This window comes from Nonlabens sp. Ci31, from assembly GCF_012974865.1.
Lineage (GTDB): Bacteria > Bacteroidota > Bacteroidia > Flavobacteriales > Flavobacteriaceae > Nonlabens.
The window spans coordinates 1,375,855-1,391,597 of the sequence record NZ_CP043633.1 but is presented as its reverse complement, the minus strand read 5'-3'; the positions used below and the strand labels follow the sequence as shown (position 1 = coordinate 1,391,597).

Genomic DNA, 15,743 nt, shown 5'->3' with positions numbered 1-15,743 from the left:
CATAAGGATTCCAGTCACCAATTAAATATTTTCTCATGACCACTACGCTTTTATATGACGGTAGTTTAAACGGTTTGATGACGGCTATTTTCACTATTTACGATCGCAAGATCAAACTGCCCATCATCGCTTTAGACTCTCGTGAGCAAAACGACCTTTTTGAGGGTACAGAACTGGTTATTACAGATCCTGATAAGGCGCAACGTGTATGGAAACGTTTTAACTCTTTATGCGAGCACCAAGATTCTCATCAGGTATACTGTGCTTTTTTAAGTGAAATCATCGGAATCGAAAACACGATTTATGAGTATTTAAAAATGACTTTCAGTGCTCAAAAACCACCAAGTGGTGACTGTGCTAACTCTACGGTTCTGAAGATTACTCAAGCGGCAAAAATGGTGCATCACGAGAAACAGCGTATGGAGGCCTTTGTGCGTTTACAATTGATCGATGAAGAAATCTACTATGCTAATATAGAACCAGACTTTAACGTACTACCACTTATAGCTGGTCATTTTAAAAACCTTTATACAGACCAGAAGTGGATTATTTATGACTTAAAACGCAATTTTGGAATCAGCTATGATCTAGAAACGGTGCAAGAAGTCCAAATTGATTTTAAAAAAGCCCGTGGTCAAGGTGGCGTTTTAAATACTAGTGTTTCAGAAAAAAACAGTGCTATTGCTGTGTCAGGTAGCTTTCGCAGTGCGACTGCGCTACGTATAAACTCCAGCGAGATCAACTACAAAGATCTCTGGAATCAATATTTTAATAGCACCAATATCAAGTCTAGAAAAAATCTAAAACTACACTTACAATATGTGCCAAAAAGGGGTTGGAAATATTTAAGCGAAAAAATATAAGGAACAAAAAAAGCTCCTCAAAAAGATAATTGAGAAGCTCTACATTTCATTTTCTAAAAACCTATTTTGTTTTGGTAGTATCTGCCACTTTCTTTCTTTTACGCCCAAACAAGTCTTTAATAGCATTCCCCGCAGCTTCCTTAATTGGGTCTTGTGGCTTAGCAGTACTAGTAGAGTCTTTAGGTTTTCCATTACCCCCTATCACATCCTTAATACCATTTAAAGGGTTATTTCCGTTAATAAGATCACCAATAGCACTACCTACTGCTTCTTCTCCTTTGTCTTTTAATTTTTGTTTTTGGATCTCTATAATTTGATTGGTTAAGTTTTTTACCGCAAGATCAAGATTCAAATCAATTTTAGGACTCAAAAATGAACCTGTAAACTTAACCGGTACCAGAACTGAGATACTTTCCACTTCCTTGTCCTCTAATTTAGAAAGTAAGCTGGCACCTTCTTTACCAAAGTATTTTGCAGGAACATCTAATGACAAGGTATAATCCATCTCATTAGTAAGACTGTGCTTACCACTCGCCGTAGCCTTAATCCCTTTGATATTAAAATCAAATGGTGCTACTTGCACCGCTCCATCTTTAAAATTAAGCTTGGTTGTAATTTCAGAAACATCAAATTTATTAAGATTTATAAAACTCAATTTTTGATCTAATTTACCTAATAACGGGTTATTAGTAGCATTGATTTCTTTAGTCAGTAATTGTGCAATAGCATCTCCTGCCAGTGTACTCAAAATAGGAGAAAGTTGCTTATCTAATGACCCCGAAAGGGCTATATCTGTATTGATCTTACCTTGTAAAGCACTAATAATAGGAACAAAGGATTTAAACATATCAAAACCTTCAAAAGACTTTGCGATATCTAGATTCTTCATGTCCAGCGCCATATTGAAAACTGGAGTAGCTCCCTTAGTGGAAACTGAACCGTTGACAGCTATGTTACCGTCAAAAATATCAGTCGTCGTATTGTTTAAGGTCAAAGTTTCATCTCTAATCAAAGCTACACCGCTTACGTTTTTGAGCTCTAGACCATCGTACAACACTCGATTTGCTTGGAAATCTAAGTTGGCATCCAGAAAAGCTGGAATCTTAATCGCATCTTCAGTTGTTGCAGATGTGGATGTTTGAGTTGTTTGGTTTGCTTTTTGGGCAGGAGCCACCTCTACAGCTGTCATAAAATCGGCAGCGTCTAGTGTGTTAGACTTTAAAGTAAAAGTTCCTTTTAAGTCTTGGTCTTGAAGCAAAAATCCGAGCAAATTATTGATGGTACCCTTTGCATTTAAATCGGTATTGCCTGTTTGAGCATCAAAATCTTTTAGCTCTATTCTAGAGGTAGTCATATCAATACTCGCCTTCTTAATCACTAAAGGTTTGATAAGTGCATCACCTTCATATCTGAAGTTGGTAAGGCTGGCCGTTCCTCTAGTATTGATACGTTCATAGCGTTCTTTCTCGATGCTTTCCATATCAAACTTAGCTGCCATATCCAATGCTAACTTCCCGTCAATATTCATGTCTTCTGGCAAAGGAAATGCTTGAGCTAGGTTTTGAAAGTCTAGATTCCCCTTTGCATTTAGATCAATATCCATATTAGTTGTCAGGTTTTTGATCATTGCATTACCGCTTATTCTATCACTCCCAATATTAAAAGAGGTTTGCGCCACGTTGAAATAAGTATCGTCGACATTTCCTGTATCGTTTTTAAGTTGTGCATCTATATTGATGTTCGTAACTGTTTTAGGTAAATCTGGATATTTAAAAGAAGCATTTTTTGAGCTGATCTTGATATCCATTTTAGGAATGCGATTATCATCTAATTCCCCCTTTATGATACCGTTTACTATAAAATCTCCGGTGGTAGTGATGCCGTCTAAATTTTTACGATAGGTTTCTGGAATTACAGCAAAGAAGTTTTTAAAGTCAGATGATGGTGTCTCAAAACTTACATCAACCATCGTATACAATTCCTCTAATTGTACAAAACCATTCATCTTTAATTCTAGATCATTGACAAAGCCTTTGTTTTCTTGAAAGGTATATTTTTGATTATCTAAATCCATAAGAATATCTGCATCCAGTTTTACCTTTTGACCAGATAAGTATTGCATACCGTCCAACCCGTAAAAAACTAATGCCTCTGTGTAGGTGGCTAACGTACTCTTGCCTAATGAAAAATCTCCGTTTCCAGAGTGATTTATATTAGAAAGCACGAGCTTATTTTTAGTGGAGGTATCTTCGTAAGTAAGTTCAGAGTCTGTCACCTCGTAATGTTTTAAGTCAAAAGAGAATCCTGTACCTTCCTCAGTGACTTGTGGATCATTAGCTTTCGCGGAAGCGGTATCCTTAGCAATATCCCAACTAGAATTGCCGTTTTCATCTACTGTAAATCTTGCAACCGCTTGATTAACCATCAGCTCGTTAATATGAATAGGCTCGCTAGCGTCGTTAAACAAATCACCTATAGGCAGGTCTAGTTTCACTTCTTTACCGTAAAACAACGTATCACCGGCAAATGGGGCTTTATTGATGATAGAAAAACCTTCTATGTGGAGTTGTGCGTCTGGGAATGATCTGAAAAGACTCAAATCTACCTCAGCAAAATCAATTTGCGCCTCCATAGAAGCATTGAGCTTGTCCTTAATGATTTGGGCAATTTGGTCTTTAAAGAAAAAAGGCGCAGCTACAATCAAGATGATCACAGCGAGCAAGGTAATTCCTGCTATTTTAAATATTTTTTTCATGATGTTTTTTTAATCAATTTTTATTTCTTCTCCCATTTCCAACCCGAACAGTCGCCTAAAAATGAAAACGCCTCCATATAATAATGGCGTGTCTAGCAATGCAACAAGCATCTTAAAGAGAAATCCAGCTATTAATAAAGGCCAGAATTGTTCCCAGGATAAGACTTCATAATAACATAACAATAATAAGACGCTCATAGTGTCAACAAACTGTGAAAATATAGTACTGAAGTTGTTGCGCAACCAAAGCATTTTGCCACCTGTAATTCTTTTCCAAAAATGATAAATCTGGATATCTATAAATTGAGCAAACAAGTAAGCGGTCATACTAGCCATCACTGCAATAGTTGTCGCGCCAAAAACTTTATTAAAAACAGCGTCTTGTATAGGACTTGCATCAATCGCAGGAGCAACGTCAGCCACAGCTATTATCCCAAGACTAAAAACCGATGCAAATATTCCTGCCAGTACCAAATCATTTGCCTTGCGACGTCCATAAATCTCACTCACTAAATCGGTAACCAAAAAGGTAATAGGATAGGGCAATAATCCTACCGAAATTTCAAAATTAAACCAACCGAATGGATTCCAGTAAAAAAACTTTTGAAAAATCAAATTAGAAACGACCAGCGAGCAAATGAATAAAGCAGCTAATACGAGATAAATACGGTGTGCGAGCTGTAACTTTTTACCTGTGAGTGTCTTCATAATTAGTCGTAAAAGTAGTTCAAGAGTTGGTCAATATTCCTTAATTTGCTGCAAAAATTAAGAACATCCACTCCAATCATAATCATAAAACATTCATCGCTTTAGGAAGCAACCTGGGTGATAGAAAACAGCACTTGCTGGACGCTTCTCGTCGTATGGAGCAACGTCTAGGCTTGATCATTTCCACTGCGAGTGTTTATGAAGTCCCTGCGGCGGGATTTACTGGAGGCGATTTTTTAAATACGTGCATTCTAGTAAATACCCGTAAAAATGCACAAGAGACAATTGCTATTTTACAACAAATAGAGCGTGATATGGGTCGAGTGCCTCGCACTGGTAAAAATTATGAGGATCGGGTGATTGACTTAGACATTGTTCTTTTTGATGATCAAGTGATCACTACTCCTGATTTACAAATACCGCATCCAAGAATGCACGAACGCAATTTTGTCCTGCAACCACTAGTGGACATTGCTTATAAGGTTATACATCCTATTTTGAATAAAAGCATGGCAGAGCTTTCGAGTACTCTAGAGCCTTTAGAAAAGATGGTAGATTTTGAAATTCCGCTTTCGCGAAAGCGGTATCCCATCCAAGACCTCAACTTTATAGCTGTAGAAGGGAATATAGGAAGTGGAAAAACCAGCCTGACCCATAAACTATCAGAAGATTTTAATGCCAAACAAGTCTTAGAACGTTTTGCAGACAATCCTTTTTTACCGCTTTTCTATAAAGATAAAGAACGCTATTCGTTCCCCTTAGAAATGTCTTTTCTGGCCGATCGTTACCAGCAATTAAGTGATGAAGTAGCGCAACAAGATCTCTTTAAAGAATTTACCATTGCAGATTATTACGTGATCAAATCTTTGATTTTTAGTAAAATAACCCTAGAAAAAGAAGAATACTCGTTGTACAAACGTCTTTTTAATATGATGTATAAAGAACTGGTAAAGCCCGACTTATACGTTTACCTCTACCAGACCGAAGAGCGGTTGCTAGAAAATATTAAAAAACGCGGTCGCGATTACGAGCAAAATATAGAAGCCAGCTACCTCTCAAAAATCCAACAAGGCTATGCCGAATTTATAAGATCACAACAAGAACTCAAAGTAAAAGTGATCGATGTAACAGATCTGGACTTTGTAAATAATCAGGAGGATTATTTGAAGGTTTTGGAGAAGATCCTAGAGGATTGATATTTTCATAGATGCGGACTTAAGTCCGCATCTATAAAAATAAATACTTTACGTTTTTAAAATACGATACGATAAAAAAATCAAATTGAGAGCACCTCTGTGGTGCGATGGTTTTTTAAGGTATTTGTAATAGCTTAAACCATTTGCATTTTTTAAAATAAGACTTGCACTTTACAAGTACATTTTTTAAAAGCTCGCATCCTTAGATGTGCTTTAAAAGGTGCTATTTATTCCTGTTTTTAATTTTTTTATAAATTTGAACAATAAAAAGTGAAAGACTTAAACATTATAAATCCTACTTGATTATTCAATTAAGAAATTTTTGATTTTTTTAACCTTTTTCTTATCCATCTAATTATTATGATAATCAAAAAGATATTAAATAACACAATAACCGCTTGAATCAGTAAAGGAATAAAGGAGTCATCATCTATTTTGAACATAAAAGTTATTTCTGTTTTTCTAAGAATCCTTGATAACTATTAACTATATCTATTAGAAATGCAGCTTTAATAGCTTTTGTTTTTTGTTTTTGGTTTATGGATTTCGGGAAAGAAAGAAACAATCTTATTTTTTTTGTTGAATATGACTGTTCCTAATGGTTCATCTTCAATAAAATATATGTAATAATCATAATTTAAGTCCATATCATAATGGACAATATCCTTATGTTTTTTTACTTCATATTTTTCCACTTTCAAATCATCCTTATCGCGTACAGTTTTGTCTTTACTTGATTCTCTATACATATTAAAGATTTGTTTTAGGTAATCACCTCCCTTGGTAATCTCATCTTTTGTTAAAACGGTATACTCCTCTAATACAGTATCATAGGTTTTTTCTGTAAAATATAAATCATAAGCAAAGTTTTTTGCTATTGATTTCTGATCTTGATTTTCATTTAGATGAACACAAGAATTGATTAGTAAAATAAAAATAAAATATTTCATAAAAATTAATTTGAATTTAATGGGCTAGTTCCAGTTGAAGTACTGCCATTTAAGTTACCTGAGTTAATTTGACTTCTGAGCACTTGTCCTAAAGCTCCTATATTTGATCCTGCACCAAGTAACCACGTACCTCCAGCATCTCCAAAATTTAGACCTAATATATTTGAAGCGTCCAAAACAAAATCAGTACAATTCTGATTGTTTAAATTATAGTCCTCGTTGCTATATTGTATTGCCAATGCGATAATTCTGCTTAATTCAGATGCTGTGGCGTTCACATTACCGTTTACATCAATTTCATGAACTTGATCATTACCAAAAATACCTGATTCAGTAGGGGCTGTAGGTTTGCTTATTCCATCTGGATAAAATCCAAAGCTCCTAACTGTAGAACCCTGTTGGATGGTCAAAAAAGAATGACCAACATCTACGTTTATTCCATCAACGACAAAAGGTTCCCTTGAATTTGGTATTGGTTGATCAACTTGAATGGTAATTACTGCTGATGATGACATATCAAAAACAGCTAAATAATCTGCAATATCAGTAATTTCCTCTTCTGGTCCATCAATAGTAATAAATTGTTCATCGCCAATGATAGGATCAGAAAGCGATCCACACCTCCCATCTCCCAGTGATGGTACACTTGATTGTGGGCAATTACTATCTGTAGCTCCTATGATGGTAGTACCATCGCTAAAGCCTCCATTACTACCTTGATTTTCTTCTGGATTTGTATCTATAGGATTAGAGTCGATAGGATCGCTGGGTACGTTTGAATCAGGAGGGTCGTTAGAAGGAATACCGCCGCTTGCGCTATCTCCATCGTCAATGCTTTCATTAGTGCATGCCACATAATCCCATCTATAAACATAATTTTCAAGGTCAACATATTCTCTCATGAGAGTGTAACAATTACACGTAACTCCACTAAGTCCACAGGTTCTAAAATCAGTATTAATTTGAAAATTTGTAGATAGTTGTTCTTTTGAGAAAGATATAACTTCTTGACTTAAATCTGCATCTACATTGTTTTGATAATAATAGCTCAACAAATAGGATTCAAAAGTACCATCCATCTGTTTTTCTAAAAACACGTTATACAATACGGTAGAATCTTGGTTTATTTTATACGCAGGTATATTATAACTTTCATAATCACCACTTATAATTTGACTTGCATAAGTGTCATCAATAAACAATTGATTGACGCTGTCATAAACGCTAAGAAGTTGATTCTTTGATTTAGAGGTAATTTCTGATAGCGATCTCTTTAACTCATGGTTAGATAACATTTGTTCTTTGGTTATCTTATTAACTTGTATGGTACTTTCTTTTAGATTGGTTTCCTCTTCTATAACAGCATCTCGCTCACAACTACTTACAATAAAAATGAATGCAGTGAGTGTGAACAAAAACGGTATGACCCAGTTAAATTTCTGTGTTTCTGTGTTTAAACATAATTTAAAGGTTTGAATTAACTCTTAAATATAAAGAGTTTTGAACTATTAAAAAAATGGGTGTTGACAGTTAAATTTACTTGTCTAAATCTTTTAGATTTCTATAGAATTAGTTACAAAAAAACCGCCTTATTTCTAAGGCGGCCCTAAAAAGTCTTATTCTATTGTTTTACAACTTCAGATCCTGCGGAAATACTCAAGGTATCAGTAAAATAAACATTATATTCTATGTTTTATATGGAACCTAAAGCATCAAAATAACCAAAATGTAATGTCGTATCTTTTTCTTTGATAATTGCATGCAAACCAAAACTACCTTTAACCTTCATCTTTTCCCATTTTAAATTTACCCTTTTATCGGTATTTGCATCTAGTCTATCTAATCTCAATGAGTCAACACCGTTGGTAATTATAATTTCTTCGATAGGTTGAGAACTCGAGTTTTTCAAATTAAAGAACACAGATTGATTATCAAAAAAGCTACAAGCTATTAGATTGATAACTATAAATAATATTAAAAGTTTATTTTTCATTATTGATCAGTTGAAAATTGACGAGTTAAATCAGATATTCCATGATTGCCATCTCTAGGCTCTGGTGTTATAGGATTATCCATAAAGTTGGGGTCATTATAATCTATAGGAAGTAACTAATTTAAGTCACCATTTACAGCAGCATCCCAAACTAATAACTTTAATACTGCATGACTTAAATCTCTATTACTCTCTCCTAGGTTATGACCAACATTGTTATTAAACAAATCCATTTCTCTTTCTTTAATCCACCTTAAAGGCGTTCCTGTTTCATGAGCATTTGAAAATTGTTCTGCAATAAATCTACCTGCAAATTTTGTGTTTATTGCATTGAAAAATGCATGCCTAAACGCATCTTTCTTATCATTAATACCATAATAAAGGTGTGGTGCATTATTACTTGGGAAGAACTCTTCTGTTATATCAAAGGCAACTACTCTGTTTTCAGACATAAAATAAGCTTGTATTGAATATTGCTAATCTCTTTTCCTCTTCGGTTAGCGCTCCCCAGATTCCATATGGGTCTTGTTCATATATCTCTACTATTGTTCTACTTTGAAGTTCTAGGATTAATTCTAAAGTAAATTCCTGTGCCTCTTGGGAATTATATTCTGACCTTATAAAATTATTAATGTTGTTTCTCAACTCATTCTGAAGAAAATTTTGAATAAAATTATAGAGAGCTATGTCTGTAGGGTTATTTAAAGTATTAAAAAATGCTTGGGTAGTATCAGAAACTGTTACTAATGGTCTGACTTCTCTTCCATCATTGGGTTCTACTGGAATCACAAGGTCATCAGATAAACTGCCACCAGATGAATTACGCGTTCCAGAATCATCAATTACTCCGTCTGAATCTCCACCACTACAGGCACTGTCTCCAGCTTCTAGTTGAGCTCAAGGCCTAACTTCTTCTATCCATTGCTCTAGATCACCTATTTGTTCTTTTACAAAGGTTTTCCAATGAGTTGTATGAGTTAAGCCTTTTTCTTCTAGTGCATCTAGATACCATTTTTTATATATAAACATAGGAAGTCCATCGAACTCATGGGTTTCTGTTCCTATTTTCCAAACTTTTCTTAGAAAAGCAATTAATTCGGTTTTTTCAAAGTTTGTTTTAGAAATGTTTGGTGTTTCTTGACCCCAGTGAAATACTTCTATTAACTCCATATCGCATAATATCTCAACAACTTTCAGTCCATCTGCACGAGCTTGGGCTGTAAGATGTGATTTATCATTTAAAACTTGATAGTATCCAATATTAGCCAAGATAAAATGAATAAATTCTATTCCATCTGGAGTGAAAATATTTAAATTTTCTTCATTAAATAAATTTGACTTTTTTATCATAAGCTAGTGAACTTGATTATCCTTGGATTATTATAGATACTCGGAAAATTTAATTGAAGGGTTGCAGGGAAATTGGATCCTGAAGCGGTTACTGGTCTGAATGTAATAAAATTTCCATTGCCCATATTTGCTATTCTTGAGCCATTGGATTGAATTACCAAATTACCTATTTTATCTTTAGTAAGTGCGGTAAATGTTTCACTAGCTTTTGATACTGGAGCATTGGTTTTAAATATTCTAATCGAATTGTTTCCACCACTTCTAGTTCCCCATAATCCAACTTTACTAACTGTATTATTTAAACGCGTTCCCCTCAAAACCCAGCTTATTGGAATCTTTTGCAGTAATTTTATAGCAGCTGGCGCACCTACTTCAAAAAGTGCAATTTCAAGTAATATCTCTGCTACATCAACATAAGCTCCAACAATAGCCGCCGTCATTTGAGCATTGTACTGTCGAGTTATGGATTTAAAAGTATCATATATATCTTGTATATCACCATTAGTGTAATCGAATGAATTTTCTATATCTGTAACTACATCTTCAAAATATGATGCAGTAACATCTCCTTCAGGTCCATGAAATCTTCTCAACCCTGCAGCCATAGTATTGATTGATGCAAGGCAGTCGTGATCCAATCCACAAGGTATTCCTTCTTCATTAAGAATTTCAAAATCTATTAACCATTTTACAAAATCTTGAGCCTCTTGGGAATTATATTCTGACCTTATAAAATTATTAATGTTGTTTCTCAACTCATTCTAATGAAAATTTTGAATAAAATTATAGAGAGCTATGTCTGTAGGGTTATTTAAAGTATTAAAAAATGCTTGGGTAGTATCAGAAACTGTTACTAATGGTCTGACTTCTCTTCCATCATTGGGTTCTACTGGAATCGCAAGGTCATCAGATAAACTGCCACCAGATGAATTACGCGTTGCAGAATCATCAATTACTCCGTCTGAATCTCCTCCACTACAGGCACTGTCTCCAGCTTCTAGTTGAGCTCAAGGCCTAACTTCTTCTATCCATTGCTCTAGATCACCTATTTGTTCTTTTACAAAGGTTTTCCAATGAGTTGTATGAGTTAAGCCTTTTTCTTCTAGTGCTTTTAAATACCAATCTTTATATTTAATCATAGGCATGCTGTAAAAATCTTGTGTACTAGCACCAACAAACCAAACTTCTCTCAAATATTCAATTAATTCTCTTTTAGAAAAATCTCTTTTAGAAATTTTGGGAATATGAATCCCCCAGCTAAATATTTCAATTAGTTCTAGATTGCATAGAATCTCAATTGATTGCAATCCATGGCTCCTAGCTTCTTCTGTAGTAAAATTCTTACTAAAGTCCTTATAATAACCCAAATTTTCTAGAACATTGTATATAAATTCAACTCCATCAGGTGCAAATAACCCAATTTTATCTTCTTTAAATAGATCTTTTTTAATTATCACGGTGTTATAAATTTTACATTTCTGACTTGAGTCCATATGCCTCCAGCCCTGAAGTCTAAAGAAATTGTTGCTGGAAAATTAGAGGTAGATGCTGTTACAGGTCTATAAATAATAAAATTACCACTCCCCATATTTGCACTTATAGAACCGTTTGAACCGGTTACAAAATTACCTATTTTATTTTTAGTCAAGGTATTGAAAATACCTCTTGAATTAGCTACGGGTGCATTAGTCTTAACTATTCTAATAGAATTTTGAGCACCAACTTCACCCATCAAGCCCACTTTCCTGACTAAATTATTTAACCGGTCACCTCTAAGAACCCAAGAAAGAGGTATTCTTTGAAGAAGCCTAACTGCTATGGTACCACCAACCTCAAATAATGCTATTTCAATTATAGGGGTTACTCCGTCTACAAACCCTACTACTATTGAATGTATCATTCTGCTGTTATACTGCTTAGTAATATTTAAAGCAACATTATAAATTTCCTGTATATCATTAACCGTATATTCTGAGGGGCTTGTATTAATATCTGATAGTACACTTTCAAAATAGGCCGCAACTTCTGCCCCTTGTGCTCCATGAAACCTTCTTAACCCTTGTGCCATTCTATTTATTGACACCAGACAATCGTGGTTACTGTTCCATCCGCAAGGAGTCGGATCTTCTTTTATAATGGCAAAATCTATTAACCATTTTACAAAATCTTGAGCCTCTTGCGAGTTAAGCCCTGACCTCAAATAATCATTTATTTCTCTTCTTAACTCATTCTAATGAAAATTTTGAATAAAATTATAGAGAGCTATGTCTGTAGGGTTATTTAAAGTATTAAAAAATGCTTGGGTAGTATCAGAAACTGTTACTAATGGTCTGACTTCTCTTCCATCATTGGGTTCTACTGGAATCACAAGGTCATCAGATAAACTGCCACCAGATGAATTACGCGTTGCAGAATCATCAATTACTCCGTCTGAATCTCCACCACTACAGGCACTATCTCCAGCTTCTAAAAAAAGCCATCGAGTAACACACATTTCATAAGCTCTAATTTCTGCAGAACAATCAAGATCTTCAGGGTCTGTATGTTGACCAGGTCTATTGCAATGAACCATATAACAACTAGTGTATGGAATTGTAATGGTCGAAGAGCACTTCATGAAACTAGGCAATAAGTCATCCCCAAAGACTTGAGTTAAACTAATATGATCCATATCGTAAGCATGTCCTGATAGAACTGTATAGTCAACTAAATGCTGGACGTAAGTGGAATCATTAACTACGGTGAGTATATAATTTCTCAATACAAATTGCTTCTCTATACTATCTTGTACTACTTGAAAGGTATAAGAATCATACTGGTTTGTTTCGATAATTTTTACAAAACTAGTGTCAATTTGTATGGCTGAACTATTGGTAGATTTGTTTTGACTATTAGACGATAATGACAGGATTTTATCCCTTAATGCAGGTTGTCGTAGCAATTCCTTTACAGTTGTCGTTCTGCCTTCAAGTTTAGGAAAGTTAATTTCAGAACTAGCTTCTTCTAATTGTTCCCTCTCACAACTCGTAAAAAAAATTAGCGTTGTTATGACGGTTATTAAAACAGAAAAAATCCATTTTAGGTTATTGCGCATCTTATTATAATTAAGGCTTTTAACATTTATCTTGTTGTATATTAGTGATTAACTTCAATAAAATTATATTTTTATATCTGATAATCCGTCATATAAATCTATGTACTGGTCTATATTCATGAATGTCGACTAATTTTACTGCCTTATTTATCCTTGTAGTATTTGGATCAACTAAGGCTACATCACATCCTACTCTTATTCTCGTAGATGGTCGAAGCTTAACAATGGTGACCATCAGGTACTGGAGTTAATTATAAGAGGATTGATATATTCATATCCTAGATGCGTACCTAAGTCTGCATCTAGGATTGTATTTCTGGATTTCATCAACATCTTCTTGATGAAATCCCCGCGGTATTTGCGCGAATGTTTGCATGTAGCATCCAAAAGGTTGAAATAAAAGTCACAATGAGCTTGTCGAAGTGTAGCTTTATTTTGTTTCAGATTCTATTTTACATAAAATAAATCCCGATAGGATTCAGACGATGCCAACATAAATAGTTGGCATGTCGAATCTGAAAAGCTGAAATAAAAGCACAAAAAAACCACCTTATTTCTAAGGCGGTTTTGAGAATAGTATAAAAATCATTAATCTGTAAAAATAAAAATTCCTTTATCAAACTTCTCAGGATCAAATTCTCGAGGTTTTTTAATGATAAAAAATATAGCATTTTCCTTATCTATTTGGTCTCCATTTTTCCAATGACTCCTCAACATTCTAATCCATTCCTCTTCTGATTTCAAAGGTTTTCCGTCAATATCCTCATCTAAAAAGCTAACATTTTCAGATCTGTACATAATTCTTACGATAAATACTAAAATTTCCAACAACTCTTCATCATTGTTATATAAATCTGGAGCAAATTTCTCTAAGAAATTAATCACATCACCTAAACAATCTGTATGCTTTTGATATGTAGACAAAAAGATGACTTTTGATAGCCCTGTAATATTCATCATTTACTTTAATTATTAAATCTAAATTTACCAATTTCTACTCCATTTCTAAAATAACTAATCGTTTTATCTAAGCCAGCACTTGTAGCAAAGTCTCTAGCTACATATTTATAATTTCCATCTATAATTATTTGAAGTGGTTGATTGTTGGAGTTTAACCTATCTACCCATGGTTTATTTAGCTTATTACTGATCAAGTTTTTGAAATCTGCCATTGTTCTATTTTGAATTTGAATGTTTACAGTCGCTCTAGATCCCGAAATTGAAGTAAATCTTATTTTATTCGTGTTGTTTGCTAAAGGAGTAGCCGAGTGTACTGACCTTACATTTGTTGAAATACCCACGAACACATGTGCAGCATATATGTAATAAGTGGGGTCTGTTAAAGCTTGCGCCCATAAATTACTTAATCCATTAATAAAATCCCCTGATGCCATGGCGATATCTCCTTCAGAAGGAATACCTCTGATATAAAATATATTTGCTGCAGCTCTATAAGTTTCAATTTTTTCTCGAAAATCATCAAGAGCATCTGCTTTTACTAAGTACTCAATATCATTTAAAAGTGATCCGTTAGAGTTATATCTCGCTGCGGTGTAGAATGATAAATTGTTGTCGCTATCATAATGAGGTAATAATGTATAGTCTTGAACTGTAACAGAATTTCCACTCATTGAATAAGAAGAAGTTTCAACTAATAGATATCCTTTATATCTGGATATCAAATAAAATTCTATTGCATCGCCAAATATGGGGTCATCCAATCTATCAATTGCAAGAGCAGTTGCGATTACATTAATATCATTTTCATTCTCTGATGTAGCTCGTCCAATAACCTGTCTAACATACGCCAGTGCCTCTTGGGAATTATATTCTGACCTTATAAAATTATTAATGTTGTTTCTCAACTCATTCTAATGAAAATTTTGAATAAAATTATAGAGAGCTATTTCTGTAGGGTTATTTAAAGTATTAAAAAATGCTTGGGTAGTATCAGAAACTGTTACTAATGGTCTGACTTCTCTTCCATCATTGGGTTCTACTGGAATCACAAGGTCATCAGATAAACTGCCACCAGATGAATTACGCGTTGCAGAATCATCAATTACTCCGTCTGAATCTCCACCACTACAGGCACTATCTCCAGCTTCTAAAAAAAGCCATCGAGTAACACACATTTCATAAGCTCTAATTTCTGCAGAACAATCAAGATCTTCAGGGTCTGTATGTTGACCAGGTCTATTGCAATGAACCATATAACAACTAGTGTATGGAATTGTAATGGTCGAAGAGCACTTCATGAAACTAGGCAATAAGTCATCCCCAAAGACTTGAGTTAAACTAATATGATCCATATCGTAAGCATGTCCTGATAGAACTGTATAGTCAACTAAATGCTGGACGTAAGTGGAATCATTAACTACGGTGAGTATATAATTTCTCAATACAAATTGCTTCTCTATACTATCTTGTACTACTTGAAAGGTATAAGAATCATACTGGTTTGTTTCGATAATTTTTACAAAACTAGTGTCAATTTGTATGGCTGAACTATTGGTAGATTTGTTTTGACTATTAGACGATAATGACAGGATTTTATCCCTTAATGCAGGTTGTCGTAGCAATTCCTTTACAGTTGTCGTTCTGCCTTCAAGTTTAGGAAAGTTAATTTCAGAACTAGCTTCTTCTAATTGTTCCCTCTCACAACTGGTAAAAAAAATTAGCATTGTTATGACGGTTATTAAAACAGAAAAAATCCATTTTAGGTTATTGCGCATCTTATTATAATTAAGGCTTTTAACATTTATCTTGTTGTATATTAGTGATTAACTTCAATAAAATTATATTTTTATATCTGATAATCCGTCATATAAATC

Annotated in this window: 18 protein-coding genes; 4 read left to right on the top strand and 14 right to left on the bottom strand. The window is 34.2% G+C overall.

Translation table 11 applies throughout. The annotated features are described in order from the left end of the window. Positions 1-35: 35 nt before the first annotated feature. The gene (locus F0365_RS06240; protein ID WP_169932911.1) at positions 36-863 is read left to right on the top strand and encodes a TIGR03915 family putative DNA repair protein; all 828 of its coding nucleotides are present in this window, start codon (positions 36-38) and stop codon (positions 861-863) included. A 61-nt stretch (positions 864-924) separates the two neighbouring features. Here the strand turns inward: F0365_RS06240 and F0365_RS06235 are convergent, their stop codons facing one another. Beyond that, positions 925-3,618, bottom strand: a complete 2,694-nt coding sequence (locus F0365_RS06235) for an AsmA-like C-terminal region-containing protein (protein WP_169932910.1) — start codon at positions 3,616-3,618, stop codon at positions 925-927. Positions 3,619-3,627: 9 nt separating this feature from the next. Beyond that, entirely contained in the window at positions 3,628-4,326 is a 699-nt protein-coding gene (locus tag F0365_RS06230) for a queuosine precursor transporter (protein ID WP_169932909.1), read from the bottom strand. Positions 4,327-4,382: 56 nt separating this feature from the next. On the opposite strand from F0365_RS06230, the gene folK reads away from it, so the two are divergent. Continuing rightward, positions 4,383-5,522: a 2-amino-4-hydroxy-6-hydroxymethyldihydropteridine diphosphokinase gene (folK, locus tag F0365_RS06225; RefSeq protein ID WP_317169844.1), complete on the top strand. Its 1,140-nt coding sequence runs from the start codon at positions 4,383-4,385 to the stop codon at positions 5,520-5,522. A gap of 509 nt (positions 5,523-6,031) precedes the next feature. Here the strand turns inward: folK and F0365_RS06220 are convergent. The 4 genes from F0365_RS06220 to F0365_RS06205 all read right to left on the bottom strand — a co-directional run bounded on the left by F0365_RS06220 (position 6,032) and on the right by F0365_RS06205 (position 8,932). Further along, positions 6,032-6,472 (bottom strand): hypothetical protein, encoded by a 441-nt coding sequence (locus F0365_RS06220; RefSeq protein ID WP_169932908.1) that lies wholly within the window; start codon positions 6,470-6,472, stop codon positions 6,032-6,034. 5 nt (positions 6,473-6,477) lie between these two features. Further along, complete coding sequence (locus F0365_RS06215; protein WP_169932907.1) at positions 6,478-7,887, bottom strand: hypothetical protein; 1,410 nt, start codon at positions 7,885-7,887, stop codon at positions 6,478-6,480. Between the two features lie 278 nt (positions 7,888-8,165). Next, entirely contained in the window at positions 8,166-8,465 is a 300-nt protein-coding gene (locus F0365_RS06210; protein WP_169932906.1) for a hypothetical protein, read from the bottom strand. Positions 8,466-8,581: 116 nt separating this feature from the next. Beyond that, positions 8,582-8,932 carry a DUF6973 domain-containing protein gene (locus F0365_RS06205; RefSeq protein WP_410505481.1) on the bottom strand — a complete coding sequence of 117 codons (351 nt, stop codon included), beginning with the start codon at positions 8,930-8,932 and terminating at the stop codon, positions 8,582-8,584. Between the two features lie 218 nt (positions 8,933-9,150). On the opposite strand from F0365_RS06205, the gene F0365_RS06200 reads away from it, so the two are divergent. Beyond that, positions 9,151-9,360 (top strand): hypothetical protein, encoded by a 210-nt coding sequence (locus F0365_RS06200; RefSeq protein WP_169932904.1) that lies wholly within the window; start codon positions 9,151-9,153, stop codon positions 9,358-9,360. A 2-nt stretch (positions 9,361-9,362) separates the two neighbouring features. Here F0365_RS06200 and F0365_RS06195 read toward each other — a convergent pair whose 3' ends face one another. Next, the gene (locus F0365_RS06195) at positions 9,363-9,815 is read right to left on the bottom strand and encodes a hypothetical protein (RefSeq protein ID WP_169932903.1); all 453 of its coding nucleotides are present in this window, start codon (positions 9,813-9,815) and stop codon (positions 9,363-9,365) included. Beyond that, complete coding sequence (locus F0365_RS06190) at positions 9,812-10,570, bottom strand: hypothetical protein (RefSeq protein WP_169932902.1); 759 nt, start codon at positions 10,568-10,570, stop codon at positions 9,812-9,814. The genes F0365_RS06195 and F0365_RS06190 overlap by 4 nt, the downstream gene beginning before the upstream one ends. Before the next feature lie 40 nt (positions 10,571-10,610). Between F0365_RS06190 and F0365_RS06185 the strand changes: the two genes are divergently transcribed. Then, positions 10,611-10,820, top strand: coding sequence for a hypothetical protein (locus F0365_RS06185; protein ID WP_169932901.1), 210 nt, complete (start codon positions 10,611-10,613; stop codon positions 10,818-10,820). A 2-nt stretch (positions 10,821-10,822) separates the two neighbouring features. Here the strand turns inward: F0365_RS06185 and F0365_RS06180 are convergent, their stop codons facing one another. The 6 genes from F0365_RS06180 to F0365_RS06155 all read right to left on the bottom strand — a co-directional run bounded on the left by F0365_RS06180 (position 10,823) and on the right by F0365_RS06155 (position 15,593). Continuing rightward, a complete protein-coding gene (locus F0365_RS06180; RefSeq protein WP_169932900.1) occupies positions 10,823-11,272 on the bottom strand; it encodes a hypothetical protein in 450 nt (149 codons plus the stop codon). After that, positions 11,269-12,015, bottom strand: coding sequence for a hypothetical protein (locus F0365_RS06175; RefSeq protein ID WP_169932899.1), 747 nt, complete (start codon positions 12,013-12,015; stop codon positions 11,269-11,271). Before F0365_RS06175 ends, F0365_RS06180 begins: the two co-directional genes overlap by 4 nt. Positions 12,016-12,045: 30 nt before the next feature. Next, positions 12,046-12,909 (bottom strand): hypothetical protein, encoded by an 864-nt coding sequence (locus F0365_RS06170; protein ID WP_169932898.1) that lies wholly within the window; start codon positions 12,907-12,909, stop codon positions 12,046-12,048. Positions 12,910-13,497: 588 nt separating this feature from the next. Continuing rightward, positions 13,498-13,869: a hypothetical protein gene (locus F0365_RS06165; RefSeq protein WP_169932897.1), complete on the bottom strand. Its 372-nt coding sequence runs from the start codon at positions 13,867-13,869 to the stop codon at positions 13,498-13,500. Positions 13,870-13,874: 5 nt separating this feature from the next. Continuing rightward, positions 13,875-14,774 (bottom strand): hypothetical protein, encoded by a 900-nt coding sequence (locus tag F0365_RS06160; protein ID WP_169932896.1) that lies wholly within the window; start codon positions 14,772-14,774, stop codon positions 13,875-13,877. A 6-nt stretch (positions 14,775-14,780) separates the two neighbouring features. Beyond that, positions 14,781-15,593: a hypothetical protein gene (locus F0365_RS06155; RefSeq protein WP_169932895.1), complete on the bottom strand. Its 813-nt coding sequence runs from the start codon at positions 15,591-15,593 to the stop codon at positions 14,781-14,783. Positions 15,594-15,743 lie beyond the last annotated feature (150 nt).